Source organism: Nocardiopsis alba (genome assembly GCF_000710955.1).
GTDB classification, from domain to species: Bacteria; Actinomycetota; Actinomycetes; order Streptosporangiales; family Streptosporangiaceae; genus Nocardiopsis; species Nocardiopsis alba.
In genome coordinates this window covers 157,948-181,735 of the sequence record NZ_BAZE01000002.1, presented here as the reverse complement: position 1 = coordinate 181,735, position 23,788 = coordinate 157,948, and the positions used below count along the sequence as shown (strand labels likewise).

Sequence of the window (23,788 nt, the reverse complement as noted above, 5' to 3'; positions counted from 1 at the left end):
ACGCTTCCGTCTGCGAGAACACCATGTCATTTCCCGTCACCTCCGACGCCTCGGTGACCTGCTCCGACCTGACCTTCCGCTGGGCCGACGACACCACCGTCTTCGACGGCCTGTCCATGGCCGTGGGACGGGGACGCACCGGCCTGGTCGGCGTCAACGGCTCGGGCAAGTCGACCCTGATGCGCCTGATGGCCGGGGTGCTCACCCCGGCGCACGGGGCGGTGACCGTCCACGGCCACCTGTCCTACCTGCCGCAGAACATCACGCTGGACACCGACCTGACGGTGGATCGGGCCCTGGGCATCGCCGACAAGCGCGCCGCGCTCAACGCGATCGAATCCGGGGACGCGAGCGAGACCAACTTCGAGATCATCGGCGACGACTGGGACGTCGAGGAACGCGCCATGGCCACCCTGGGCACCCTGGGGCTGGACGGCATCGGGTTGGACCGCACCGTGGGTCGGCTCTCCGGCGGGGAGACCGTGCTGCTGCGCCTGGCCGCGCTGCTCATGGAACGCCCCGACGTGCTGCTGCTCGACGAACCCACCAACAACCTCGACCTGTTCGCCCGACGACGTCTGTACGACGCCGTGGACTCCTGGCGCTCGGGCACCCTGATCGTGGTCAGCCACGACCTGGACCTGCTGGAGCGGGTCGACCGCACCGCCGAACTCCGCAAGGGCGAGATCACCTGGTACGGAGGCGGCTGGTCCGCCTACCAGGAGGCTCTGGGCGTCCAGCGGGAGGCGGCCGAACGAACCCTGCGCGCGGCCGAGTCCGACCTGCGCAAACAGAAGAAGGAGATGGAGGAGACCCAGATCAAGCTGGCCCGCCGTCGACGGCAGAGCAAGAAGTTGGACGCCCAAGGGGGCATCCCCAAGATCGTCGCCGGCAACCTCAAGCGTTCGGCCCAGGAGTCGGCCGGCAGGCTCAAGGGACTGCACGAGGACCGGCTCCAACAGGCACGCGACCGCAAGGAGGAGGCCGAGGGGGCCATCCGTAAAGACGCCGAGATCCGGGTGGAGCTGCCGCACACCGTCGTGCCCGCCGGTCGGGACGTGGCCCGGGTGAGCGGACTACGCCCTCGGTACGGACGTCTCTCCGAAGCCGATCTGACGATCCGCGGACCCGAGCGGATCGCCTTGGTGGGCCGCAACGGGGCCGGCAAGACCTCCTTCATGCGGACCCTGGCCGGGGAGCTGGAGCCGGCGGAGGGCGAGGCCCGCGTCACGGTGCCGGTGCGTTTCCTGCCCCAGCGGCTGGACCTGTTGGACGAGGATCTGTCGGTGTCCGAGAACGTGGAGCGGGCCGCGCCGAACGTGCCCCCGCAGAACGTCCGTGCCCAGCTGGCGAAGTTCCTGTTCCGGGGCGTGCGGGCCGACCAGGAGGCGGGAACGCTCTCGGGCGGGGAACGGTTCCGGGCGACCCTGGCGATGACCATGCTGGCGTCACCGGCGCCGCAACTGCTGATCATGGACGAGCCCACCAACAACCTGGACGTGTCCAGCGTCCGCCAGCTGATCGGCGCGCTGTCCGCCTACGAGGGGGCCCTGTTGGTGGCCGGCCACGATCTGCCGTTCCTGGAGTCGATCGGCGTCACCCGCTGGCTGTTCCTGGACGAGGAGCTGCGCGAGACCGACGCCGAGGAGGTGCGCGACCTGCTGGAGGGCCGGGTGCCTGAACGGGGCGAGGAGGACTGACGTCCGACCGTGGGGCGTGTTCCTTCGGGGACACGCCCCACGGCGCGGCCGGGGTCGCCTTCCGGCGCGGAGGATCCGTGCCTCCGTCCGGAGAGGGCGTTCACCGGGCGGGATGGTGCCTTCCGGGGCGTGACGTCGAGGGCTCGGTAGAGTCCGGGGCCCGACGTCGACTTCCCGAGAGGCGACCCGCCGTGAGCACTCCCCGACCGTTCTTCGACGCCCATCTGCACATCATCGACCCTCGTTTCCCCTTGATCCCCAACGAGGGCTACATGCCCGAGGAGTTCACCGTCGAGCGGTACCGCCGGCGTGTGGACGCTCTCGGGGTGGTGGGAGGGGCGGTGGTCTCCGGTTCCTTCCAGGGCTTCGATCAGGACTACCTGCTCCACGCCCTGAAGGAGCTGGGGCCCGGTTTCGTCGGCGTCACACAGATCCCGTACGACACCCCCGACACGCGCGTCGTCGAACTCGCCGAACGGGGGGTGCGCGCCGTCCGGTTCAACCTGCGACGAGGCGGCTCCGCGGGGCTGGAACACCTGGACGCCTTGGCCCGCCGGGTCCACGAGGTGGCCGGTATGCACACCGAACTCTACGTCGACGCCCGCGACCTGGACGAGATCGCCTCGACCGTGGCGGCCCTGCCGTCCGTGAGCGTGGACCACCTGGGGCTGCACGCCGAGGGGCTGCCCACCCTGCTACGGCTGGTCGAACGGGGGACGCGGGTCAAGGCCACCGGCTTCGGGCGCGTCGACCTGGACCCTTTCGAGACGATGCGGGCCGTGCTCGAGGTCGATCCGACCGCGCTGATGGTCGGCACCGACCTTCCCTCCACGCGGGCGCGGCGCCCCTTCGCCGACACGGACCTGGAGCTGGTGGCCGAGGCCGCCGGCGAGCACCTGGACGCGGTGCTCCACGACAACGCCGCGGCCTTCTACCGCCTTTGACCAGCGGCGCTCCGGCGCGGACCGTTCCTCTCTCCGAGTGAGCTCACCCGTGGCGAGTGGGGCCTTCGGGGGCGGCCGAACGTGAGACACCGCCCTTCGAAGGGCCCGGAACGGGATCCTCGAAGGGCGGCGATCACTCTTGGACCGGTCTCAGCCGGTCATCTCCTCCAGCGTTTTGCCCTTCGTCTCACGGACGAACTTGAGCACGAAGAGGAAGGACAGCAGCGCGAAGCCCGAGTACATCATGTAGGCGCCGGGCAGGCTCCAGTCCCGCAGGCTCGGGAAGCTGACCGTGATGAGCCAGTTGGTCAGCCACTGGGTCGCGGTGGCCACTCCCATGGCGGCCGCGCGGATGCGCAGCGGGAACATCTCCCCCAGCAGCACCCACACCACCACACCCCAGGACAGGGCGAAGAACAGCACGAAGGAGCTCGCGGACACCAGCGCCACCGCACCCCAGGCGAAGGGGAGCGTGACCGTGTCACCTTGGACCTGGGCGTGCGAGAACGCGAAGGCGGCGATCGCCAACGCCACCGTCATCCCGGCCGATCCCACCAGCAGCAGGGGCTTTCGTCCCACCCGGTCCACCAGCATGATCGCGATGACGGTACCGATGATGTTGACCACCGAGGTGAACAGGCTCAACAGCAGGGAGTCGCCCTCGGCCACCCCCACCGACTGCCACAGGGAGCTGGAGTAGTAGAAGATGACGTTGATGCCCACCAACTGTTGGAAGGCCGAGACGGCCATACCGATCCACACGATGGGCAGTAGACCGTAGCGTCCGGTCAGGTCGCGCAGTCGGGGGCGGACCTCCGATCCCAGGGCCTCACGGATCTCGTTGATCCGACGGTCGACCCTGGCCTCGCCACCGCCCTCGACGTCCTCCAGGATCCGCCGTGCCTGGTCGACCCGGCCCAATCGCACCAGATATCGGGGCGATTCCGGTATGACCAGGCTCAACGCCAGGTAGACCAGGGCGGGCAGCATCTCCACGCCGAGCATCCACTGCCAGGCCTGGAGCGGGCCGATCGTGTCGCGCGCGCTTCCGCCGGCCCCCGCGGCGATGGCGTAGTTGACCAGCTGTGAGGCGGCGATCCCCAGCACGATGGCGAGCTGTTGCAGGGAGGCCAGACGCCCTCGATAGGCGGCCGGGGAGACCTCGGCGATGTAGGTGGGGGCGATCACGGAGGCCATACCGATGGCCACCCCGCCCAGGATCCGCCAGAAGGTCAGGTCCCAGACGCTGAAGGGCAGCGCCGAGCCGATCGCGCTGACCGCGAACAGCACGCCGGCGATCTGCATGACGCGGATACGCCCCAGACGGTCGGCGATGTTACCGGCGGTGGCGGCGCCCACCACACAGCCCAACAGCGCCGAGGCGACGGTGAAGCCGAGGACGCCCGCCCCCACCTGGAAGTGGGCCTGGATGGCGTCGACGGCGCCGTTGATGACGGCGCTGTCGTAGCCGAACAGGAAGCCGCCCATCGCGGCGGCCGCGGCGATCATGGTCACGTGGGCGAGGTCGGCGCCACCGTCGTGGTGTCCCGCCCCGCTCCTACCGGTTTCTCTCAACGAGAGCTCCTTTCCAGGGCGCACCCGAGGCCCTGTCGGCACCACGGTGCCCAACGGCGGCGGCGAACGGGGGACGCAACGCTGGAGTGGTCGAACACTCTCCGATATTCGCCTCGGGGCACAGTGGCGGGGCGGTGTTCAGCCGGCGCTTCGGATCCGGAACATCCGGGCGCTCCGGATCGTCGCGGCGATCCCGGCCTGGGCCGGATCGTAGGCGGGGGCGAGGTCGCCCGCCTTGAGCGCGGAGGTCTCGGCGGCCTCGGCCAGGGCGGGGTCCGCTCCGGGACGGGCCGCGGCGAGCGACAGGATCCGGGCGTGGGAGTGCTGGAACCTCGACAGCCGCGGGTCGTCCGGGTGGGCTTCCTCGAGCGCGTATTCGATGAGCTCGACCGCTTCGGTGAGCCCCTCGGGGCCGGCCGCCCCCTGGGCGAGCAGCTCGGCCACCTGGGTCAGCCGGTCCGGCAGGTGGGGGCTGTGGGCGTCGGTCATCGCCAGCCCTTCACGGGCCACGTCCAGGGCCTCCGCCAGCTCGGCGGGGTCGGTGTCCGGGTCCTCCATGAGGGCGCGGGACCACCGCACGCCCAGCGCCCCGGCGAGTTGCTGTCGGAACGTGGCGGCGTCGGGGTCCTCGCTCCCGCCCAGACGGATCGCCTCGCGCAGGTGTTCCAGGCCGCCGTCGAGGTCGGCGCGGTCGCCCTCGGCGACGTATCGGATGCCCAGGGCCATGCCCAGGACGTAGTGGGACCATGGATCCTCGCCGTGTTCCCGCTCCAGCGTTCGGGCGAGCTTCACGCTCTCGTCGTGGTCGTGGTCGGAGTAGAGGACGCTCGCGAGGACTTCGGCGCGGGCGAGGGCGGTGTCGCACATGTGAGGTCCCGGGGGTTCGTTCGGGTGCGGGGCCTCGATGCTACACAGCGGTGGGCGGGAACGTCTGTGTATAAGGTGCTTCGTGACGGGGTCGACCCCTCGCCCCGCCTCCTGGAACGGAGTCGATGTGTCCGCACCCCCTGTTCGACCCTCCCTTCTCGACGAGGCCGTGGCGTCGTGGACGCGCATGACCTCTTTGATCGGCACGCCCTTGGGTGAGTGGGCCTGGCGTGAGCACCGGGAGCAGGCCCGGCTGTTGCGCCGCTCCTACCTGCGTTTCTGTGCGGGGGCGGGGTTGGTGTCCGGTGTCTCGGCGGCTCTGTCGGTGTTCCTGGTGGGCGCGGAGTGGCTTCAGGGCGAGGGTTTTCCTCTCGCCCTCCCCTTCTTCGTGGCGACCCTGGTACTCCTGGGGCCGGTGTGGAAGCGCCGGACCGTCGCGACCGTGGCCCCGTTCATGAGCCGTCCCCGCCACACGCTGCCCCGCTGGACCTTCACGGTCCTCTTCCCGGTCGTGCTCCTTCTCGGCGTGTTCGTGCCCTGGAGTCCGGCCTGGTCGATCGCGGCCGGGGCGGTGTGCGCCCTCCCCCTGTGGTACGGTGCCCTGACGGAGTTCCGCCGTCCCCTTCCGGCCTATCCCGCCGTGTGGAGCCGGATCTGATCCCGTACGTCGATGGTCTCGACCGCACAAGAACTCGGCCCGAAACCTGGCGGGTTCGGTGGCTGTCAGGGCACCCGTGTCGCGTCCAGGATCGAGGGCGTGACGACATTCGATTCCCTCGCAGAGAAGGCCCTACGACGCCTGCCGCCCACCCGTGACGAGCTCCTCCGGGTCCTGAAGGGTTCCGACGACGAGCTGATGGAGCTGGTCGCGGCGGCGTCCAGGGTCCGCCATCACCACTTCGGACGGCTCGTCAAGCTCAACTACCTCGTCAACGTCAAGAGCGGCCTGTGCCCGGAGGACTGCTCCTACTGCTCCCAGCGCCTGGGATCCCGGGCCGGGATCGTCAAGTACACCTGGCTCGACCCCGACCGGACCCGTGAGCTGGCCTCCCACGGGGTCGCCGCGGGTGCGGCCCGCGTGTGTCTGGTGGCCAGTGGCCGCGGCCCCACCGACCGCGACGTGGACCGTCTGGCCCCGACGGTGGAGGGCATCAAACGGGACCACCCCGACGTCGAGGTGTGCGCCTGTCTGGGGCTGCTCTCCGAGGGGCAGGCCGACCGGCTGCGCGAGGCGGGCGTGGACGCCTACAACCACAACCTCAACACCTCCGAGGAACGCTACTCCGACATCTGCTCCACCCACGACTTCGCGGATCGGGTGGCGACGGTACGGAGCGCGACCCACGCCGGCCTCTCCCCCTGTTCGGGGCTGATCGTGGGGATGGGCGAGAGCGACGAGGACCTGATCGACGCCCTGTTCGCCCTACGGGAGCTGGAGCCGGACTCGGTGCCGGTCAACTTCCTCATGCCCTTCGAGGGCACGCCCCTGGAGGGCACCTGGGAGTTGACGCCCCCGCGCTGTCTGCGGATCCTGGCCGCGACCCGCTTCGTCTTCCCCGACGTGGAGGTGCGGCTGGCGGGCGGTCGGGAGATGCATCTGCGCTCGTCGCAACCCTTGGGGCTGCACATCGCCGATTCGATCTTCCTGGGCGACTACCTCACCAGCGAGGGGCAGGCCGGTCGGGACGATCTGGCGATGATCGCCGACGCGGGGCTCCAGGTCCGCGGTGCCGGTGAGAAGGCGGCCTCCCACACGGGGCACGCCCCGCCGCGCGCACGGCGACGGGGCGCGGGCACCGACCTTCCGCCCAACGTCTGAACACCGTTCTCGGGGCGGCACCGGAAGGGATCCGGTGCCGCCCCGGGCGTCTCAGGAGCGGACGGGGTCGCCCTGCCAGATCGGCATCTGCTGGTGGTACTGGGCCTGCTCGGCCGCGATCAGATCCTCCTGACGGTCGCGGACGCACTTGGCCAGGGTGAACGTGGAGGTGATGACGAACAGGACGCTCATCCCGAGGAAGGCGCGGACCCAGGGGTCGACGGGCAGGTAGAAGATGCCGACGGTGACGCCGATGGAGGAGACCGCGAAGGCGATGATCGCCTGGAGGTAGAACTGGGCGGTGGACCTGGGAAGAGGAGTGGGGGTGCTCATACCCCCATCCTGGGCCTTCGCGCCGTTCCGAGCCTGAGTACGCCTACTCAACCCTGCCGGGTTCCTCCCGGACGGCCCCAGGTGGGGCTCTGCGCGCGGTCGGGGACGAAGGCGGACAGGTCGACGCCCGGGTCCTGCCCCATCGCCAGCCGGGCCGCGACCAGCCCTTGGAAGGGGCCGAAGGTCAGCCCCTGGGAGCCCGCGCCGGTGGCGACCACGACCCCGGGCAGCCGTTCGATCGGCCCGAGGGAGAGGCGTCCGTCGTGGGTTCCGGGGCGAAAACCGACCCTGGTCTCGACCACGGTGGCCTCGCTCAGTTCGGGCAGGACCTCCAGGGCGGTGGACAGGTTCTCCAGCAGCCCCGAGGCGGTCACCCTGCGGTCGAAGCCCGCCTCGGGTTCCACGGTGCCTCCGGTGACCACGCGATCCGGCGCGGCGGCGCTCACGTAGTAGTCGCGTTCGCCGAACCGCACCACCGGCCAGGATCGGGTGTCCCGGCCGGGGAGGGAGAAGTGCGTCATCTGGCCGCGGATCGGATGTACGCCCAGGTCGACGCCGGTCACCGCGAGGAGTTCGGTGGACCAGGCGCCGGCCGCGACGATCACCGTGTCGGCCTCCAGGTCCTCGGTGCCCACGCGGACGCCGGTCACCCGGTGTCCGTTCCACAGCAGGCGCGCGTCGCCCTTGAAGTAGCGCAGTCCGCGTTCCTCGGCCGCGTCGAACAGCGCGGATCGGGCGGTACGGCCGTTCACCCGGGCCATGCCCTCGATGTATACGCCGCCGTACTCCTCGGGGATCAGTGGGAAGTGGGCGCGCGGCTCGCCCGGGGCGAGGCGTTCCACGCGTCCCATGGTGGAGAACTCCGGGCGGCGCGACAACGTGTCGAGCAGGTCGAACCCGGAGTCGTCCCCCTCGCGGTCGACCGACAGCCCGCCGACGACCTCGTAGCCGGCCGGATGCCCGTCCTCGGCCAGTTCGGCCATGAGACGCGGATAGTGCTCGGCGGCGCGCAGTTTGAACTCCTGCTCCCGCGGGTCGTCCCAGGGGAAGGGCCAGGGGAAGACGATGCCGGTCCCCGCCGCGGTGGCCTGGCCCGCGTGGGCGGCGTCCACCAACGCGGTGGACACGCCCTTGCCCGCCAGGTGGAACGCCGCGCTGGTTCCCACGATGCCGCCGCCGACCACGATCACGTCCATGGGGTCCAGCCTGCCTGGGAGAACGTCCCGGGACAAGTCGCCCACCCCGCGTGCCGATCACCGATCCCGGGAAAGGACGCGGATAGGCTGCGGCCCCATCGCGGAGTCCGGCTCCCTTCCCCTAACACAGCAGGAGAACGCATTGGACGGCTACACCTATCGTGGGATCGCCCTGACCCGGCCGCCGGGGCACCGACTGTCCGAGGGCATCGTCACCCATCTCTCCCGCTCCGTGGTGGATCCGGTGCTCGCCGCACGTCAGTACACGATCTATCAGGAGACGCTGGCCTCGGCGGGGTGGCGGGTGGTGGAGGTGGATCCGGCCCCCGAGCACCCCGACGCGGTGTTCGTGGAGGACACCCTGGTGGTGTGCGAGAACCTGGCCGTGGTCACCAGGCCGGGGGCCCGGGAGCGGCGTGGTGAGGTCGAGGGCGCCGAGCGGGCCGCCCGTTCCCTCGGGTTGAGGGTGGCCCGGATCGAGAAGCCCGGGAACCTGGACGGGGGCGACGTCCTCCAGGTCGGGAACACCGTCTACGTGGGTGTGGACGGCAGGACCGACGAGGAGGGCGCCGACCAGCTCGAACGGCTGCTGGCGCCCTTGGGTCGCGAGGTGCGTCGGGTCCGTCTGGGGCGGGTTCTGCACCTGAAGTCGGCGGTCACCGCGCTGCCGGACGGTTCGTTGATCGGTCTGCCGGAGGCGGTGGAGCCGGCCGACCTGCCGCCGATCCGCCCGGTCGCGGAGGAGCCCGGCGCCCACGTCGTCCCCTTGGGCGGGCGCGACGTGCTGGTCAGTGCCGCCGCCACGGAGACCGTGCATCTGCTGACCGCCGAGCATCTGCGGGTGCTGCCGGTGGACATCTCCGAGTTCGAGAAGCTCGAAGGATGCGTGACCTGCCTGAGCGTCCTGATCCCCGAGGCCTCGCTGGGCTAGGAGGTGCGGCCTCGGGCTCGACGGTGGGCGGCGACCCGGGTGCGGGTGGCGCAGCGACGAGAGCAGTAGCGTCGTCCGCTGCCGTGGGCGGTGTCGACGAAGACCCGTTCGCAGTCGCGCGCCGCGCACACCCCGCCGGGCAGACGTTGCCGCTGGGAGACGAGCGAGGCCAGGAACAGGCCGGTGGAGGCCGCGAACCATTCGTCCCAGGGCGCCTCGTCGTCGCTGTCGGCGTGCAGGTGCCACGGGTGGCTTCCGCCGTGGTCGGCCAGGCGTGGTGGGCGGGCCTCGCGCGCGAGCAGGGTGTTGAGTCGGGTGGCCGTCCTCTCCAGGGTGTCGGCGGCCAGTACGTGGCGCAGTTCGACGGCGACCTCGCGCAGGGCCGCGACGTCCTCCTCGTCCAGCTCGGGGTCGATCTCTCCGTGCCTGGTCAGGATCGTGGTGATCGTCGTCGCGTCCGTGGTCCGGTCGGCGAGCGCGTTGAGCAGGTCGGTGGTGCGTTCGGCCAAGGCCCTGGTGGAACCCACCGGGGTCGGCTCGACGAAGGGTTCTCCGGGTGCCATGACTCCAATGTAACGCCCATGGAGTTCTTTCTCGTTACTTTGTAGTTTTCCGTGGATGAGCGAGCGTTATGCGACGGTGCGCTATCTGTGCGGAGCGACGGCCGCGCGTACGGGGGACGAGGCCTCGGGGCCGGCCCTCCTGCTGCTGGGGGTCGCGGTCACCGGAAGCGCGGCCACGGGTTCGGCCCTGTTGGCGGGGGTGACCGCCACCGCCGCGATCGGCGGCCCTCTGGTCGGTGTGGCCCTGGACCGGTCCCGGCGTCCGGGACGGCTGCTCGCGATCCTGCTGGTGCTGTACGCGCTGGGTCTGGTGGCCGTCGCCCTGCCTGTGGGGCGCCTGCACGTGGCACCGGTGGTGGCCTTGGCCCTGATCGTGGGGCTGCCGAGTCCGGCGCTGTCCGGAGGGTGGACCGCCCAACTGCCCCGGGTGGTCTCCGCTTCGAGGGCGACCGGGGTGAGCACCTGGGACGCGATGACCTTCGGCGCCGCCTCCCTGGTGGGGCCCGCCCTGGCCGGAGCGGTCGCGCTGGGGTTCGGTGCCCTGACCTCGGCCGTGGTCGCGGCGGCCCTCGTCGCCCTGGCGGTGCCCGCGGCGTTGGCCCTGCCCGATCGTAAGCGCCTTCCCGAACGCGTCCCTCTGCTCGCCGAATTGGTCTCCGGTGTCCGCGCGGTGCTGGGGAACCGGACCCTGGCGCGGGTCACCGCGGTCTCCACGATCTCGATCGCCGGAACCGGGGCCTTCGTGGTCGCCACCCCCGTACTCGGGGAGCGGACGCTCGGCGGGGCGGCGCAGGGGGCGCTGTTGCTGGCATTGATGGCGGTGGGCTCCCTGGCCGCCAACCTGGTGACCGTCCGCCGCCCTCTTCGGTCCCGCCCGGAGACCGTGGTGTTCGTGTGCGTCCTGGTCCAGTGCGTGGGCGTGACGGGGGCGGCGGTGGCGCCCTCCGCGCTCTGGCTCCTGCTCGCGGTGGCGCTCGTGGGCGCGGCGGAGGGTCCGCAGCTGGCCGCTCTGCTCGCGGTACGGCGTCGGGAGGCCCCCGAACGTCTGCGTTCCCAGGTGTTCACCACCGCCGCCAGCGTGAAGGTGAGCGCCTTCGCGCTCGGCGCCGCCCTGGCCGGACCCGCGGCCGACCTCTCCCCCGCGCTCTGTTCGGCCCTGGCCGCGGCGTTCCAGGGGGCGGCGGCGCTGACCCACCTGCTGATGCGGCCCCGATCGGTTTCTCGGGGTTGATCTCGTGAGGTCCTCGTAGTGGAGGACCGATTCCGGCCGCCACTCTTGGCACACTCGGAACATGAAGTCGACCTCAGCCCGACTGCTGCAACTGCTCTCGCTGCTCCAGCTCCGTAGGGACTGGCCCGGATCCGATCTGGCCGAGCGCCTGGAGGTGAGTCCGCGGACCGTCCGCCGCGACGTGGACCGGCTGCGTGAGCTGGGGTACCCCATCCACGCCCTGATGGGGACCGGCGGCGGATATCGGCTCGGCGCCGGAGCCGAGTTGCCCCCGCTGCTCCTGGACGACGACGAGGCGGTGGCGGTCGCGGTGGGGTTGCGCACCGCGGCCCAGGGCGGGGTCGCCGGGATCGAGGAGACCTCCGTACGGGCCCTGGGCAAGCTCCTCCAGGTCCTACCCTCCCGTCTGCGCCGACGGGTGGACGCGCTGGGCGCCTTCACCGTCCCCATGCCGGGCCGGGGGCCCACGGTGGATCCCGAGACGTTGGCGTCGGTGGCGGGGGCCTGCCGCGACGGCGAACGGCTGCGCTTCGACTACGAGAGCCACGACGGCTCCCTCAGTCGGCGGATCGTGGAGCCGCACCGTCTGGTCTCGCGCGGGCGACGTTGGTACCTGGTGGCCTGGGACACCGCGCGTGACGACTGGCGCACCTTCAGAGTGGACCGGATCCGCCTGCTCACCCCGACCGGCCCTCGGGTGCCTCCCCGCGACCCGCCCGAGCAAGGGGTCGCCGCCTATCTGTCCGAACGCCTGAGTCTGCACATGTGGCCGATCAAGGCCAGGGTCCGGCTGGGGGTGGGCGCCGAGGAGGCCGCGCGCGGCCCGGCGGCCCACTACGGTCCCATCGAGGCGGTGGACGAGAACTCCTGCGTCCTGCTGTGCGCGGGCGACGATCTCAGGGCCATGGCCTGCTATCTCGCGCTGCTCGACATGGAGATCGAGGTAGAGGAGCCGATCGAGTTGCGCGAGGAGATGGTGGCGCTGGGCGAACACCTGACCCGTATGGGTCGGGGGCGGGAGCCGGGCGCATGAGTACCCCTACTCAGGAGGACCGAGTAGGAGGACCGATGAGAGGGAGACGCCCCGGATCCTAGGTTTCCGTGTATGAGCCACTTCGGAATCCTCCTCATCGGTCACACCGCGATGGTCCTCCACTACCTGTTCTTCGCCTATGTCGTCTTCGGCGGCTTCCTGGCGCTGATCCGCCCCCGACTCTTCTGGCCGCACCTGGGAGTGGCCGCCTACGCGCTCGGGATCCTCGTCGTCGGCTGGTCCTGTTTCCTCACCGAGATCGAGAACGCCTCGCGTGAGGCGACCGGACGCGAGGTGATGGAGAACGGTTTCATCGATCACCACCTGACCGGAGTGGTCTACCCGGAGGATCAGCTGATGACCTCGCGTTTCGTCATCGCCGGTATCATCGCGGCCTCCTACGCGCTGTGCGCGTGGCGGTTGTACCGGGCCCGGGCCGCGCGTCGGCGGCCGGTGGGGGTCCGAACCGCCGAATGATCGAACCCAGGCACGACCACACGCCAAAGAAGCTACGTTAAGGAATCACTTGTTATCACAGAGTGACGAAAGCGGGGCTTCCGCGTGCCCGAAAAGACTCGAATTCCCTACCTGAAACCGGACGAACTCAGTGTTCCGCCGATCATGCGTCCCATCCGCGACGGCTATCGGATCGCTCGCTGGAACTCTCCCGCCGCGCTCGAACCCTCCTGTCGCGACCGACTCCAGGCCACCCTGCTCGGGCTGGCGGCCCGGGCCTTCGGGGCCGACCACTCCGACTACTGGCGGGCCCGCGTCGCCTCCGGCTTCTTCGACCAGATCTCCTGTCTGGCCCTGATCCTGGACCCGCAGGGCATCCCCGTGGGATGGGGCGGCTACCACCGGCGCCGGTTCGCCTCGCGCCGGGCCCTGTACCTGGACGCGGCGGGCGTGGTCCCCGCCCACCGTAGGTTCGGGCTCTCCAGCGCCCTGACCACGCACTTCCTCACCAGGGAGATCCTCACCCACCCCTGGAGCGGCACCTACGTGGTGCTGCGCACCAGAAACCCGGCCGTCTACTCCGGATGGCGCAAGGGGGTGGGCGCCGCTCACGTCTTCCCCCGCCGGGACCAGCACGTACCCCCCGATATCGCCCGTGTGTCCTGGGACGCGGCGAAGTGGCTCGGCGACGGCCCGGGGCTGGACCCCGACACCCTGCTCATCCACAACGCCTACCGGATGTTCGAGGGACGTATCTACGGGGTCGCCCCACGCAGCGGCGACCCCGAACTCGACACCTACTTCGCCAGAGAGGTCGGGCCCAAGGACGCGGTCATGGTGGTGGCGCGGATGAACGCCCTCACCCTGGCCCGCACGCTCTTCCACAGGTCGCCCCGGTCGCGCCGGCCCGCCCTCGCGCCTCCCGCGCACGAAGGGCCACCGACGCGACCGTCCGGTTCTCCGGAGGGGCTCAGTCCAAGGGGACGGCCTTGACGGTGCCGGGGCTGTAGACCAGCCCGCCCATGTCACGGACCCGGTCCATGATCTCGGCGACCCGTCGGCTCTCCGACCACGACATCCGTGGGCTCTCCCGCTCGCCCGCGGCCAGACGGCGCGCCACCTCCTCGGCCTCGTACTCGTAGCCGTTGGCGCGGAAGGGCCGGTGGAACCTCTCGGGTTCGTGGCCGTCGCGGTGCAGTACCAGGTCCGTGGCGGCCCAGAATCGCTCGATCTCGATCCACCCGGCGGTCCCGGACAGGACCGCGCGTCCGGGCAGCGAGGTGCGCGAGGCGCAGTCCAGCGTGGCCGTCACCCCGTTCTCACCGCGCAGCAGCATGGTGGTCCTGACATCGACCATGTGGTCCGGTGACAGGTGGCGGGTGGCCCCCACCACGGTCATCTCGCCCAGATACCAGGAGGCCAACGACAGTGGGTAGACGCCCAGGTCCAGCAGGGCCCCACCGCCCAGGTCGGCGTTGAACAGACGGTGGTCGGGGTCGTAGGGGAGGTTGATCCCGAAGTCGGCGTAGACTCCGGTCGGCTCTCCCACCGCGCCCTCGGCCACCAGGTCCCGGGCCACTTGGTGCACGGGCAGGAAACGTGTCCACATCCCCTCCATCAGGAACCGGTCATTGGCCCGCGCGGCCTCCACCATCTCGGCGACCTGGAGGGCGTTCATCGCCATGGGTTTCTCGACCAGCACGTGTTTGCCGGATTCGAGCATCAGCAGGGTGTTGGGGTGGTGCCAGGGGTGGGGGGTGGCCACGTAGACCACGTCGACGTCCGGGTCCAGGGCCAGGTCACGGTAGTCGCCGTGGCGGTGGGGGATGTCCCAGGTCTCACCGAACCACTCGGCCCGTTCCCGGTCCCGTGAGCCCACGGCGACGACCCGGGCCGAGGGGACCGCCCGCAGTCCTTCCATGAAGGCGTGCGCGATCCCGCCGGTACCGACCACACCCCACCGAAGTCCATCGTTGTCTCGTGTCATGGAGGCATCCTAAAAACCCGGTCATGTCGGGGGCCAGACGGGGAAGATCCTCGGTTTCGGCCCCCGGGAACCGTACGGTGGGCCGGACAGGCGTTGGAACGGAGAAGGAATGTCGTCCACACTCGCCCAGAGGCTGGGGGTCGCGTCCGGGGACCGGCTGCTCGTGCTGCACGCCCCCGAACGCTACCTGCGGCTGTTGGAGGCCCCCGCGGACATCCACATCGATCTGGGGGTCATCGAAGGTGCCTCCTACGACGACGTGCACCTGTTCGCCCTCGACCGGGGCACCGTGGACCGCGAGGGTCCCGGGGTGCTGGAGCTGGTGGGGCCCCGGACCCGGCTGTGGGTGTGCTTCCCCCAGCGCGGCGGCACCATCATCACCGACCTGACCGCGGACAAGGGGTGGGACACCCTCACCGACGCCGGTTGGCGCGCCACCGCCAAGGAGCCCATCGACCTGGACTGGGCGGCCCTGCGCTTCGAACGGGACCCCGAGGGAGAGAAGGCCGGATGAGAGGCCGACGGCGACCCCGCCGCTCGGGTCGGGGCCGCACGTGGACCGGCGAGGATCACCCCTGAAGGACCGGGCGCAGTTCGAGCCACTCGTGGATCGGCCGGCCTCCCGGACCCGGGGCCGCGGACAGCTCTCCGGCCAGTTCGATCGCCCGCTCGTAGGAGGCGACGTCGATGATCATCCAGCCGGCGATCAGGTCCTTGCCCTCGGGAAAGGGGCCGTCGGTGACCGGCGGTCGCCCCTCGCCGTCGTAGCGGACGAAGGTGCCCTCCGGTGAGAGCGCCCGGGAGTCGACGAACTCGCCGGTCCCCCTCAGCCGCTCCGCGAAGTCCTCCATGTACCGCATGTGGGCGGAGACCTCCTCCGGCGTCCATTGGTCCATCGGAGCGTCCTCCACCGACGCGGGAGCGCCCCGATAGTGCTTGATCAGCAGGTACTCGGCCATCGTCTTCTCCTCGATGCGATGAGATCCCCGCGACCGTCGCGCGGTCGAACCGGGACGGCCGTATCGGGGCCGACCGTACCGTTCGGTGGGGATATCGCGGCGATGGACACGCTCCGACCCGGCCGGATAACGGAGGAGGGCCCCTCCCGACGATCGCGGGAAAGACCCTCGTCCGAACACGCCCGGAACTATTCGATCCGCACCGAGCCGCTGGTGGTGTCGACCTCGATCCGGCCGTCGGCGTCGGCCGAGGTGTCCACGGACACCTCCCGATCACCGGAGACCGACTCTCCCACGACGTCGTAGACGCCCTCGGGGACCTGGAGTTCGACGTCGCCGCTGACGGTGCTCACCGACATCGACGCGAACGGGGTGTCGGTGTCGACCTCCACGTCTCCCGAGATGGCCTCGGCCTCCAAGGTGGTGAAACCGCCGCCCAGCTCGATGTCGCCGCTGACGGAGGAGGCCCGTACCTCCTCGGCGACGAAGTCCTCCAGCTCCAGCTCACCGGAGGTGGTCTCCACGTCCAGCAGGGGCCCTTCGCCGGAGGCCTCGATGGACCCGCTGACGCTCTGGACGGTGAGCGAACCGGTGATCCCGGACAGGTCGGCGGAGCCGGAGGTGGTCTCCACGTTCACGTCTCCGGCGTGGCCGTCGATCTGGACCGCGCCGCTGGTGGTGGACACCCTCAGCTCACCGGTCAGGGCCTCGGCGACGACCGGGCCGGAGACCGTGGACAGGACGACCGTGACGTCCTCGGGAACACCGACCTTGTAGTCGATGGAGCATCCCGACAGGAACGGCAATCCCTCGCAGCGCCCTTCGATGTCCAGCCTGTCGCCGGACTCTTCGACGCTCTCCTCCGGGTCGGTCAGGGGGCCTCCCCTGAGGGAGCGTTCCACGGTGATCTCGTCACCGCTCACCGCGGTGACCTCGACCCGGCCGCCCGTCCTGTTGTCCAGTCTCAGTTCGCTCGCGCCACCATAGGAGTCCGTCCGGTCCGTCTGGTGGACCACCACGTTGGCCAGGACGGACACGGCGGTGACCACCACGAGGACCACCACGAGCGCGCCGCCCAGGAGCATCCACGGCCCCCACCGGAACCGGCCCGGCTCCTTGCTGGACGAGGCGTACAGTCCTCGTGCCCTGAAAGTCACGTCTCTCCCCTTCCGGAGGGTCCGGGCCCTCTCGGTCCTACGGTTCGTCTTCGGTTCCTCAGTCCTCGGCCGAGCCGCGCAGGTAGCGCAGCACGGCCTGGACCCTGCGATGGTCGTGGTCGTCCTGACCCAGGTCGAGCTTGAGGAAGATGGAGCGGATGTGCTTCTCCACCGCCCGCTCGGTGATGGTGAGCCGGTCGGCGATGCCCGCGTTGTTCAACCCCTCGGCCATCACCTCCAGCACCTCGGTCTCCCGAGGGGTGAGTCGCTCCAAGGCCTGGTCCCTTCGACGGCTGAGCAGTTGGGTCACCACCTCGGGGTCGATCGCGGCGCCGCCGCCGGCCACCCGCCGCAGCACGTCGAGGAACTCCTCGATGTCGGCGACCCGGTCCTTGAGCAGGTAGCCGACCTTGAAGGCCCCGCCGCCCAACAGTTCGGCGGCGTAGCGGCTCACCACGTGCTGGGAGAGCAGCAGCACCGCCACGTCGGGGTGGGTCTCGCGAATCCGCACGGCGGCCTTGATGCCCTCCTCCGAGTAGGTGGGCGGCATGCGGATGTCCACCAGGCACAGGTCCACGTGGGGGTGTTCGGCCACGGCGCGGAGCAGGGCCTCGGCGTCGCCGACCGACGCCAGGACCTCCACCCCGGCGTCCTCCAGGAGCCGGACCATCCCGCTGCGCAACAGCACCGAGTCCTCGGCGATGATCACGCTCGGCCCGTTCCGGTCGACGTCGGCACTGGTCACGGTCACGCCCTCCAGGGGATCTCGGCGGTCAGGACGGTCCCGCCGTCCTCGGGACCACGAACGTTCAACACCCCGTCGACGGCGTCGACCCGGTCCCACAGCCCGTACAGGCCGGTGCCGCGTTCGGGGTCGGCGCCTCCGACGCCGTCATCGGTGACGGTCACCAGCAGCAGGTCCTCGCGCGGTCCCCGGCGGCGTTCGACCACCACGAGCACCTCGGTGGCCCGGGCGTGCTTGGCGACGTTGGTCAACGCCTCGGTGACCACGTAGTAGGCCACCCCCTCCGCGCGCCCCGACGGCCGCTCGGACATCCTCATGTCCAGCCGGACCGGGATCGGGGAGCGTCCGATCGCCACCGGCAGGGCGGCCCCCAGACCGTGGTCGGTCAGGACCCGGGGGTGCAGCCCTCGGGCGACCTGACGCAACTCGGTCATGACCTCCTTGGACTCGCGCTGGGCCTCGGCGATGAGTTCGCGCGCGCCCTCGGGGTCGCGGTCCATCCGGGAGCGGGCCCGGGTGAGGGTCAAGGTCAGGGCGAGCAGACGTTGCTGGGCTCCGTCGTGCAGGTCGCGTTCGATCCGGCGACGTTCGGCCTCGGCCGCGTCCACCATGCGCTGGCGGCTGTCCTGGACGTGCAGGAGCCGGCGGCGCATACGCACCTCGGGGGCGTCGAACAGCAGGGCGCGCATCAACAGCACCTCGAAGGAGACCACGGCCGGGGCCGCTTTCAGGCCCAAGAGCACGAACACCGGCCCGAACAGCATCAACCCCAGGGGACCCACCAGTTCCACGGGCCGGGCCCCCTGGGCCAGAACGTAGACCAGGCCGAACAGCGCTCCCAGGGCGGCGGCGCTCCCGCACACCACCAGCACGACCACCAGGCCTCCGACGACCAGTCCGTGCAGGCCGGCGGCGGTGCTGTGGACCACCATCGACCAGGCCTCACGGCCGAAGACGAAGTTCCAGCCTCGCGCCCACCGGTTGGAGCGGGCCATCGGGTCGGGGGTATGGGCCTCCACGATCCCGAACACGTTGGCCAGACGGACCCGCTGGACGGAACAGGCCAGCCTGGCCAGCAGGGTGGCGACCACCGGGAACACGACCATGAACACCAGGACGTCGGTCAACACCCGCTCCGGCGGGCTCTCCGCTGCCGTTCTTCCGAGGGGGGCGTAGAGCGCCACCCCCACCCAGGTGATCGAGGCGACCAGCAGACAGGCCGGGAAGAGGTAGAACAGCGCCAACGCCAGGGAGGTCATCAGATGCAGGACCTCGACCAGCCGCGCCCGCCAGGTGTAGCCCCGACTCTCCTCGAGGAAGGGCACGTCGACCGAGGCGCGCGGCCATCGTCCGGCCCGCGTGCCCGCCCCCGATCTCTCCGCGCCGCTCACGGGTTCCAATCTAGGGCCGTGGCGCGGTCACCGACGATGCCCTCAGCACGAGAGTGACGGGTGGTGCTGGCACTACCCGGCCTCGCGCCCTCGAAGTAGGGTCGCGGAGCGGGCCTCGGCCGAGGCGGAGCGGCGGAAGGAGAGACGTGGACTGCGGCTGCGACGTTCGACGGGAGATCGAGGGCTTCGGGCCCGATGAGGGCCTGTACCAGCGGAGCCCGATCCGCGCCGGGGAGGTCGAGGCGCTGGTCGACCCGGTGGACCTGGAGGCCGACCCCTGCCTCTTGGAGGGGTATCCGCTGTCCGGGGAGAGGTTGGAGCGGGCCGCCCGGGCGGCCGGGTTCACGCCGCGCGCCGACCTGGACTACTTCCTGAGCGCCCACCGAAGGGAACCCGGCTCGGTGCCGATGGCCTCGCTCCTGGCCGACCTCGGCCGGATCAACACGTTCTTCGCCCTGGAGAGCGCGCCTCCCGGACCGGGCTGGGAGCCGGTGATGCGCGGCGAACCGACCGGGCCGCGCCTGGCCGCCGAGGTGGAGGGGGTCCGCGCCAGGATCGCCGCGCGTTTCGGAGGGCGCCCCGAGGACGTGGAGTGGCGGGTGGCCGCCTCCCTGTTCCACCAGAGCCTGTCCTCCCGGGTGCTCTCCCCCGTCCTGGCCGCCGCGATCCTGTACGGGGTCCGCATGGACCCGTTCCACCTCTTCCTGCGGACCGGCCACGACGGACCCATGACCCTGCGCACGATCGACCACGAGGCCGGGCCGCTCCCCGAGCGCTCCCCCGAGGCGATCGCCGCCTGGGTGGAGGCGACCGCCCTGGCCGGGCTGTCCCGCGTCGTCCACGCGCTGCGCGAGGTCGGTCGGATCTCTCCCCGGCTGCTGAACGGCAACACCTCCTCGTCGCTGGCCGGAGCGGCCCGCGCCCTGGCCGAGGCCCGGCCGGAGCGTCGCGAGGTCGTCGAGGCGGTCGCGCGCCGGCTGTTGGAGGGGCCCTCCCTGAAGGGCGGCGGTGGCCACACGGAGGCCGACGGGCACGGACGTCCGGTGTTCCGCCGGACCACCTGCTGTCTCTACTACCGGGTCCCGAACGGCGGGAAGTGCGGGGACTGCGTCCTTCTGCACCGAGACGGGTTTCGAGGCTTGATCCCCTCATGATGGGAAGAACGGGGACATGACCTCTATGAGCGATGACCCCGAAGGCTCCCTCCGCCCCGGGCCCGCCCACGTGCTCCTCTGGGGACCCCCGGTCGGCGCGGCCGCGGTGGGGGCCCTGGCCCCCGGACTCGCCTTCTGTGCGATGTTCGCGCTGGGCTGGATCCTCTTCGGAGGGACGACCGGCGCCCTGGCCGGATCCTGGCTCCTGGCCGCCGCGGCCCTCCTCCTTCCGACCCTGGCCCTGTGGGGGCTGGTCCGTCTGCTGCGCCTGATGGGGGCGGCCTTCCCGTGGACGCTCGCGCTGATCGCCCTGGCCCCGGGGATCGTCCTGGGCGTGCTGTACGCACCGGAACGGACGGTCTACACCGACTGGACCCTCGTTCCGGTGGTGCTGTGGGGCTACCTGATCGTGTGGCTGGGGCTGGCCCGGCCCTTCGGGGCGAAGCGGAGCGGCGCGTCCACCGCCATGACCGACCGACACCCTTGAGGACACTCCCTGGAGTGCCGGTTCCCGGTGCGCCGGGGGTAGCGTTGGGGAGGATCAGGGATGTTCTCGGAGGTGCGTGCGTGACCAGGCAGTACTACTCGGTGGATCAGGTCGCGGAACTCCTGGGCCTGCACGTCAAGACCGTGCGCGCCTATGTGCGCGAGGGGCGGCTCCCGGCGACCAGGATCGGCAAGCAGTACCGGATCCACCGCAAGGATCTGGTCGACTTCACCGGAGGCTCCCCCGACGGCGATGAGGAGGAGCGCCGCACGCGGCCGCGCGTGGAGGCCTCCACCGTCCTCCAGATCGACGACGTCGACGACGCCACGGCCGACCGGTTGAGCACCCTGGTGACCTCGGCCGGTATCGGTGTCTCCGAGAACGCCTCCCGGGTCCACGCCCAGGTGGTGCGCGACCCCGAGCGGGGCCGGGCCAAGATCGTCCTGGTGGGCGACCTGGAGGGGACCGCGCGGCTGATGGAGTACGTCCGCTCCCTGGTCCACGACGACCTCTGAGCGGCACGGCCCCGGGCGACGGAGGCGGCCCGCCGGACCGCGACACCGGCGCCGACCTGCGGTCATGGTCGACCGCGACGATATAGCGTCGTGTCGACGCCGTTGCGGACACCGATGTTCACCGGAGGCCACCATGTCCGACCTGCCGATCGGCTACTGGCTCAAGCACCTGGACCGCTTGTTGGAGAACGACCTCGACCGGACCCTGGCCGAGGAGTCGTTGGGGCGGCGCCGGTGGCAGGTGCTCAACTCGCTGCGCAACGAACCGGGCACCGTCGCGGAGCTGGATCGTCGGCTGAGCCCGTTCCTGGACGAGGACGAGAGCACGGTCGCCCCCGAGGTGGAGGCGCTGCGCGGTCGTGGCTGGGTGAGCGGCCGGGACCCCCTGGAGACCACCCCGGAGGGGGATCGGATCCACGACGCCCTGCTGGAGCGGGTGCGTGAGGCGCGCGAGCGTCTCACCGAGGGGATCTCGGACGAGGAGTACCGGATCACCGTCGACGTGCTGGAGCGGATGTCGGCCAACCTGGAACGGGGCTGAGTCCTGGCCGGTCGGTCGACCTCGGTCCGGCTCAGCGGGGCAGTTCGCGGGTGAGTTCGACGAAGGCCAGATCGTCGCGTTTGGGGAGCCCGAAGGCCTCGTCGCCGTAGGGGAAGGGCTCGATCCGGCCGGTGGAGGTGTAGCCCCGCCGCTCGTACCAGGCGATCAGTTCGGTGCGCTGCTTGAGCACCTTCATCCGCATCAACCCGCTGCCCCATACGCGGGCGGCCGTCCGTTCGGCCTCGGCCAGCACGATCCGTCCCAGCCCCGCGCCCTGGAGGTCGGGGCGGACGGAGAACATCCCGAAGTAGGCCCCGTTGACGCCGCGCTGGAGTTCGCAGCAGGTGATGATCTCCCCGTCCCGCTCCCCCAGCAGGACGAGGGTGTTGCTCCGGGAGAGCAGATCGCTCATACCGTCGGCGTCCATCCGCTGTCCGTCCAGGAGGTGGGCCTCGGTGGTCCATCCCTGTTCGGAGCTCTTTCCCCGGTAGCAGGAGTCGACCAGGTCGACCAGGGCGGGGACGTCGGCTTCGACCGCGTTCCGGAAGTCGATGCCGGAGGCCGGGAACACCGTCTCCTCGGCGTTCGGGGTGGTGGTCACGCGCGTCTCCCTCTTGTGTCCGTTCTGTCCCAGAGTATGTCCGCCGTCACGGCACTCGCGCGCCCATGGTGGTCGAGGAGGCCCTCAGTCCCGGCCCCGGTCGTGGGCTCGCAGCGACTCGATGTGGACGAGGAAGGCGTGCAGGCGGCTCCGGGCCACCTCGGGGGTGATCTGTTCGGGGTTGGTCATGAGTTGGAGGGAGATCCCGTCGACGAAGGTGTGCAGGTACTCCGACCAGGTCTCCAGCCAGGGGTCGGGCTGGACCCGGGTGGGGTCCTCCAGGGGCGGCAGGTCGGCCAGGGCGGCGACGAGCCGTCGATAGAGCGAACGCTGTTGATGCCAGCGCTCCTCCAGCCGGGGGTCGAGGAAGTCGGGGTCTCCGGTGGCCTCCCAGGCGCGGTACTCGGCCCGGCGGGTCTCGTCCAGGGGCAGCATCTGCTCGGCGAAGCCCAGGACCCGGTCGACCATGGGCGCTTCGGGGTCGAAGGTCTCGGAGTGTTCGCGCATGCGCTCGATCACGCGGGCCTCGGACAGGTCCAGGGCGAAGGCGAGCAGGTCGTCGCGGGTCTGGAAGTAGTGGCGCAGGGCGCCGGTGGACAGGCCCGCCTCGGCGGCGACGCCGCGGAGGGAGACCGCCCTCGGTCCGGACTCGGCGATCACCCGCCACAGGGCCTCGGCGAGGGAGCGGCGGCGTTCCTCGTGGTCGACGATCTTCGGCATGCCTCTTTTTTAGCACAGACGTGTTATTTTATTTCACACACTCGTGCTAAATAGGAGTCCCGATGCCTCCCCTGGACGTCTTGATCCCGGTCGCCGGACTGGCGCTGCTGGACACCTTGAGCCCCACCACCCTGGGCGTCTCACTCTTCGTCCTGCTCGGCGGGGCCCGCTCGGTGGCCCGCCCGCTCTTCGTCTACCTGGGCACCATCGCCCTGTTCTACTTCACCCTGGGCTGCGCCCTCATGCTCGGACTCGGCGCGCTCCTGCCCCGCCTGGCCGGCCTGACCGAACACCCCGTCGCCGGCTGGGCCATGCTCGTCCTGGGCGCCGCCCTGTTCGCCTACTCGTGGATCATGCCGACCAAGAGAACCGAACGCCGCCGCCCCACCTCCCTGCGCACCACCACGATGATCGGGCTGGGGCTGGCCACCGGCCTGCTGGAGGCCGGGACCGCGCTGCCCTACCTCGGCGCGATCGGCATCATGGGCACCGCCGGTCTGGCCGCGCACACCTGGGCACCGATGCTGGCCGCCTACAACCTCGTGATGGTGCTGCCGCCCGTGCTCCTCTACCTGGGCCACCGGGTCCTCGGCGAACGGCTGCGGCCACGCCTGGACCGCTTGAGGGACAAGGTCGATTCCGGCTCCCGCGAGGCGATGGCCTGGGTGATCGGCATCGTCGGTCTGATCCTGCTGGTCAACGGCCTCCAGCGGGTCGGGGTCGTCTCGATGGTCGACGCCCTGCCCCTGTGAGGTTGCAGAGGCCGCCTCAAGGCACGCGGGTCGACACGTCCTTCCGGGCGCGACCCGCGGCTGGCCGTGCGCTACCTGGAGGGCCGTTCCTGACGGAGAGGAGCGGAGAGGTTCCGTGGTGGTGCCGGCAC

Annotated in this window: 27 protein-coding genes; 15 read left to right on the top strand and 12 right to left on the bottom strand. The window is 70.7% G+C overall.

From position 1 onward, the window contains the following. Window positions 1-23: 23 nt before the first annotated feature. Complete coding sequence (locus TR33_RS04265) at window positions 24-1,700, top strand: ABC-F family ATP-binding cassette domain-containing protein (protein WP_042281586.1); 1,677 nt, start codon at window positions 24-26, stop codon at window positions 1,698-1,700. Window positions 1,701-1,891: 191 nt separating this feature from the next. Beyond that, window positions 1,892-2,644 carry an amidohydrolase family protein gene (locus TR33_RS04260; RefSeq protein WP_042281585.1) on the top strand — a complete coding sequence of 251 codons (753 nt, stop codon included), beginning with the start codon at window positions 1,892-1,894 and terminating at the stop codon, window positions 2,642-2,644. A 150-nt stretch (window positions 2,645-2,794) separates the two neighbouring features. On the opposite strand, the gene TR33_RS04255 is transcribed toward TR33_RS04260, so the two are convergent. Together TR33_RS04255 and TR33_RS04250 are read right to left on the bottom strand one after the other, a co-directional pair. Further along, window positions 2,795-4,153, bottom strand: coding sequence for a sugar porter family MFS transporter (locus TR33_RS04255; protein WP_234305760.1), 1,359 nt, complete (start codon window positions 4,151-4,153; stop codon window positions 2,795-2,797). A gap of 204 nt (window positions 4,154-4,357) precedes the next feature. Then, complete coding sequence (locus tag TR33_RS04250) at window positions 4,358-5,086, bottom strand: hypothetical protein (protein ID WP_042281581.1); 729 nt, start codon at window positions 5,084-5,086, stop codon at window positions 4,358-4,360. Window positions 5,087-5,273: 187 nt separating this feature from the next. Here TR33_RS04250 and TR33_RS04245 point away from each other — a divergent pair, with 187 nt between their 5' ends. Then, the gene (locus TR33_RS04245; RefSeq protein WP_234305748.1) at window positions 5,274-5,744 is read left to right on the top strand and encodes a hypothetical protein; all 471 of its coding nucleotides are present in this window, start codon (window positions 5,274-5,276) and stop codon (window positions 5,742-5,744) included. A gap of 99 nt (window positions 5,745-5,843) precedes the next feature. Further along, window positions 5,844-6,905, top strand: coding sequence for a biotin synthase BioB (gene bioB, locus TR33_RS04240; protein WP_014910239.1), 1,062 nt, complete (start codon window positions 5,844-5,846; stop codon window positions 6,903-6,905). A gap of 51 nt (window positions 6,906-6,956) precedes the next feature. Here bioB and TR33_RS04235 read toward each other — a convergent pair whose 3' ends face one another. Together TR33_RS04235 and TR33_RS04230 are read right to left on the bottom strand one after the other, a co-directional pair. Further along, on the bottom strand, window positions 6,957-7,238 hold the full coding sequence (locus TR33_RS04235) for a YiaA/YiaB family inner membrane protein (protein WP_014912919.1): 282 nt from the start codon (window positions 7,236-7,238) through the stop codon (window positions 6,957-6,959). 47 nt (window positions 7,239-7,285) lie between these two features. Further along, entirely contained in the window at window positions 7,286-8,434 is a 1,149-nt protein-coding gene (locus TR33_RS04230) for an NAD(P)/FAD-dependent oxidoreductase (protein ID WP_036568097.1), read from the bottom strand. Between the two features lie 142 nt (window positions 8,435-8,576). Between TR33_RS04230 and ddaH the strand changes: the two genes are divergently transcribed. Further along, window positions 8,577-9,365 (top strand): dimethylargininase, encoded by a 789-nt coding sequence (gene ddaH, locus TR33_RS04225; protein ID WP_042281575.1) that lies wholly within the window; start codon window positions 8,577-8,579, stop codon window positions 9,363-9,365. On the opposite strand, the gene TR33_RS04220 is transcribed toward ddaH, so the two are convergent. Beyond that, window positions 9,362-9,928, bottom strand: a complete 567-nt coding sequence (locus tag TR33_RS04220; RefSeq protein ID WP_017534866.1) for a CGNR zinc finger domain-containing protein — start codon at window positions 9,926-9,928, stop codon at window positions 9,362-9,364. The two genes, ddaH and TR33_RS04220, sit on opposite strands and share 4 nt — an antisense overlap. Window positions 9,929-9,983: 55 nt before the next feature. On the opposite strand from TR33_RS04220, the gene TR33_RS04215 reads away from it, so the two are divergent. From TR33_RS04215 to TR33_RS04200, 4 genes are all read left to right on the top strand, one after another. Beyond that, window positions 9,984-11,159: an MFS transporter gene (locus TR33_RS04215; RefSeq protein WP_042281572.1), complete on the top strand. Its 1,176-nt coding sequence runs from the start codon at window positions 9,984-9,986 to the stop codon at window positions 11,157-11,159. A gap of 61 nt (window positions 11,160-11,220) precedes the next feature. Further along, window positions 11,221-12,192, top strand: a complete 972-nt coding sequence (locus TR33_RS04210) for a helix-turn-helix transcriptional regulator (RefSeq protein WP_017534868.1) — start codon at window positions 11,221-11,223, stop codon at window positions 12,190-12,192. A gap of 72 nt (window positions 12,193-12,264) precedes the next feature. Then, window positions 12,265-12,669 carry a DUF2784 domain-containing protein gene (locus TR33_RS04205; RefSeq protein WP_017534869.1) on the top strand — a complete coding sequence of 135 codons (405 nt, stop codon included), beginning with the start codon at window positions 12,265-12,267 and terminating at the stop codon, window positions 12,667-12,669. 84 nt (window positions 12,670-12,753) lie between these two features. Beyond that, window positions 12,754-13,641, top strand: coding sequence for a GNAT family N-acetyltransferase (locus TR33_RS04200; protein ID WP_017534870.1), 888 nt, complete (start codon window positions 12,754-12,756; stop codon window positions 13,639-13,641). Here TR33_RS04200 and TR33_RS04195 read toward each other — a convergent pair. Next, window positions 13,619-14,635, bottom strand: coding sequence for a Gfo/Idh/MocA family protein (locus tag TR33_RS04195; protein WP_042281568.1), 1,017 nt, complete (start codon window positions 14,633-14,635; stop codon window positions 13,619-13,621). The two genes, TR33_RS04200 and TR33_RS04195, sit on opposite strands and share 23 nt — an antisense overlap. A 109-nt stretch (window positions 14,636-14,744) precedes the next feature. Here TR33_RS04195 and TR33_RS04190 point away from each other — a divergent pair, with 109 nt between their 5' ends. Further along, a complete protein-coding gene (locus tag TR33_RS04190) occupies window positions 14,745-15,149 on the top strand; it encodes a hypothetical protein (RefSeq protein ID WP_014912300.1) in 405 nt (134 codons plus the stop codon). Window positions 15,150-15,204: 55 nt separating this feature from the next. On the opposite strand, the gene TR33_RS04185 is transcribed toward TR33_RS04190, so the two are convergent. The 4 genes from TR33_RS04185 to TR33_RS04170 all read right to left on the bottom strand — a co-directional run bounded on the left by TR33_RS04185 (window position 15,205) and on the right by TR33_RS04170 (window position 18,887). Beyond that, window positions 15,205-15,594 (bottom strand): YciI family protein, encoded by a 390-nt coding sequence (locus tag TR33_RS04185; RefSeq protein WP_014912407.1) that lies wholly within the window; start codon window positions 15,592-15,594, stop codon window positions 15,205-15,207. Between the two features lie 188 nt (window positions 15,595-15,782). Beyond that, on the bottom strand, window positions 15,783-16,679 hold the full coding sequence (locus tag TR33_RS04180; protein WP_042281565.1) for a DUF4097 family beta strand repeat-containing protein: 897 nt from the start codon (window positions 16,677-16,679) through the stop codon (window positions 15,783-15,785). A 130-nt stretch (window positions 16,680-16,809) separates the two neighbouring features. Beyond that, entirely contained in the window at window positions 16,810-17,511 is a 702-nt protein-coding gene (locus TR33_RS04175) for a response regulator transcription factor (protein WP_026125060.1), read from the bottom strand. Next, the gene (locus tag TR33_RS04170) at window positions 17,499-18,887 is read right to left on the bottom strand and encodes a sensor histidine kinase (RefSeq protein ID WP_234305747.1); all 1,389 of its coding nucleotides are present in this window, start codon (window positions 18,885-18,887) and stop codon (window positions 17,499-17,501) included. Before TR33_RS04170 ends, TR33_RS04175 begins: the two co-directional genes overlap by 13 nt. A 146-nt stretch (window positions 18,888-19,033) precedes the next feature. Between TR33_RS04170 and TR33_RS04165 the strand changes: the two genes are divergently transcribed. The 4 genes from TR33_RS04165 (at window position 19,034) to TR33_RS04150 (ending at window position 21,584) form a co-directional block, all read left to right on the top strand. Then, window positions 19,034-20,041, top strand: a complete 1,008-nt coding sequence (locus TR33_RS04165) for a (2Fe-2S)-binding protein (protein WP_042281561.1) — start codon at window positions 19,034-19,036, stop codon at window positions 20,039-20,041. Between the two features lie 16 nt (window positions 20,042-20,057). Then, window positions 20,058-20,528 carry a hypothetical protein gene (locus TR33_RS04160; protein ID WP_014913111.1) on the top strand — a complete coding sequence of 157 codons (471 nt, stop codon included), beginning with the start codon at window positions 20,058-20,060 and terminating at the stop codon, window positions 20,526-20,528. A gap of 80 nt (window positions 20,529-20,608) precedes the next feature. Next, window positions 20,609-21,043 carry a helix-turn-helix domain-containing protein gene (locus TR33_RS04155; protein ID WP_042281557.1) on the top strand — a complete coding sequence of 145 codons (435 nt, stop codon included), beginning with the start codon at window positions 20,609-20,611 and terminating at the stop codon, window positions 21,041-21,043. A gap of 133 nt (window positions 21,044-21,176) precedes the next feature. Beyond that, window positions 21,177-21,584, top strand: coding sequence for a MarR family winged helix-turn-helix transcriptional regulator (locus TR33_RS04150; protein WP_014910430.1), 408 nt, complete (start codon window positions 21,177-21,179; stop codon window positions 21,582-21,584). A 31-nt stretch (window positions 21,585-21,615) separates the two neighbouring features. Here the strand turns inward: TR33_RS04150 and TR33_RS04145 are convergent, their stop codons facing one another. Then, entirely contained in the window at window positions 21,616-22,185 is a 570-nt protein-coding gene (locus TR33_RS04145) for a GNAT family N-acetyltransferase (RefSeq protein WP_042281554.1), read from the bottom strand. An 84-nt stretch (window positions 22,186-22,269) separates the two neighbouring features. Further along, a complete protein-coding gene (locus TR33_RS04140) occupies window positions 22,270-22,905 on the bottom strand; it encodes a TetR/AcrR family transcriptional regulator (protein ID WP_042281551.1) in 636 nt (211 codons plus the stop codon). Between the two features lie 62 nt (window positions 22,906-22,967). On the opposite strand from TR33_RS04140, the gene TR33_RS04135 reads away from it, so the two are divergent. Next, entirely contained in the window at window positions 22,968-23,657 is a 690-nt protein-coding gene (locus TR33_RS04135) for a GAP family protein (RefSeq protein WP_042281549.1), read from the top strand. Window positions 23,658-23,788 lie beyond the last annotated feature (131 nt).

Bases quoted from the DNA above. Each gene is read 5' to 3' on its own strand.
- TR33_RS04205 (WP_017534869.1), top strand. From the start codon at position 12,265: ATGAGCCACTTCGGAATCCTCCTCATCGGTCACACCGCGATGGTCCTC.
- TR33_RS04185 (WP_014912407.1), bottom strand. From the start codon at position 15,594: ATGGCCGAGTACCTGCTGATCAAGCACTATCGGGGCGCTCCCGCGTCG.
- TR33_RS04180 (WP_042281565.1), bottom strand. From the start codon at position 16,679: ATGCTCCTGGGCGGCGCGCTCGTGGTGGTCCTCGTGGTGGTCACCGCC.
- TR33_RS04220 (WP_017534866.1), bottom strand. From the start codon at position 9,928: ATGGCACCCGGAGAACCCTTCGTCGAGCCGACCCCGGTGGGTTCCACC.
- TR33_RS04160 (WP_014913111.1), top strand. From the start codon at position 20,058: ATGACCTCTATGAGCGATGACCCCGAAGGCTCCCTCCGCCCCGGGCCC.
- TR33_RS04230 (WP_036568097.1), bottom strand. From the start codon at position 8,434: ATGGACGTGATCGTGGTCGGCGGCGGCATCGTGGGAACCAGCGCGGCG.
- TR33_RS04140 (WP_042281551.1), bottom strand. From the start codon at position 22,905: ATGCCGAAGATCGTCGACCACGAGGAACGCCGCCGCTCCCTCGCCGAG.
- TR33_RS04150 (WP_014910430.1), top strand. From the start codon at position 21,177: ATGTCCGACCTGCCGATCGGCTACTGGCTCAAGCACCTGGACCGCTTG.
- TR33_RS04245 (WP_234305748.1), top strand. From the start codon at position 5,274: ATGACCTCTTTGATCGGCACGCCCTTGGGTGAGTGGGCCTGGCGTGAG.
- TR33_RS04195 (WP_042281568.1), bottom strand. From the start codon at position 14,635: ATGACACGAGACAACGATGGACTTCGGTGGGGTGTGGTCGGTACCGGC.
- TR33_RS04250 (WP_042281581.1), bottom strand. From the start codon at position 5,086: ATGTGCGACACCGCCCTCGCCCGCGCCGAAGTCCTCGCGAGCGTCCTC.
- TR33_RS04265 (WP_042281586.1), top strand. From the start codon at position 24: ATGTCATTTCCCGTCACCTCCGACGCCTCGGTGACCTGCTCCGACCTG.
- TR33_RS04215 (WP_042281572.1), top strand. From the start codon at position 9,984: ATGAGCGAGCGTTATGCGACGGTGCGCTATCTGTGCGGAGCGACGGCC.
- TR33_RS04255 (WP_234305760.1), bottom strand. From the start codon at position 4,153: ATGATCGCCGCGGCCGCCGCGATGGGCGGCTTCCTGTTCGGCTACGAC.
- TR33_RS04190 (WP_014912300.1), top strand. From the start codon at position 14,745: ATGTCGTCCACACTCGCCCAGAGGCTGGGGGTCGCGTCCGGGGACCGG.
- TR33_RS04135 (WP_042281549.1), top strand. From the start codon at position 22,968: ATGCCTCCCCTGGACGTCTTGATCCCGGTCGCCGGACTGGCGCTGCTG.
- TR33_RS04210 (WP_017534868.1), top strand. From the start codon at position 11,221: ATGAAGTCGACCTCAGCCCGACTGCTGCAACTGCTCTCGCTGCTCCAG.
- TR33_RS04235 (WP_014912919.1), bottom strand. From the start codon at position 7,238: ATGAGCACCCCCACTCCTCTTCCCAGGTCCACCGCCCAGTTCTACCTC.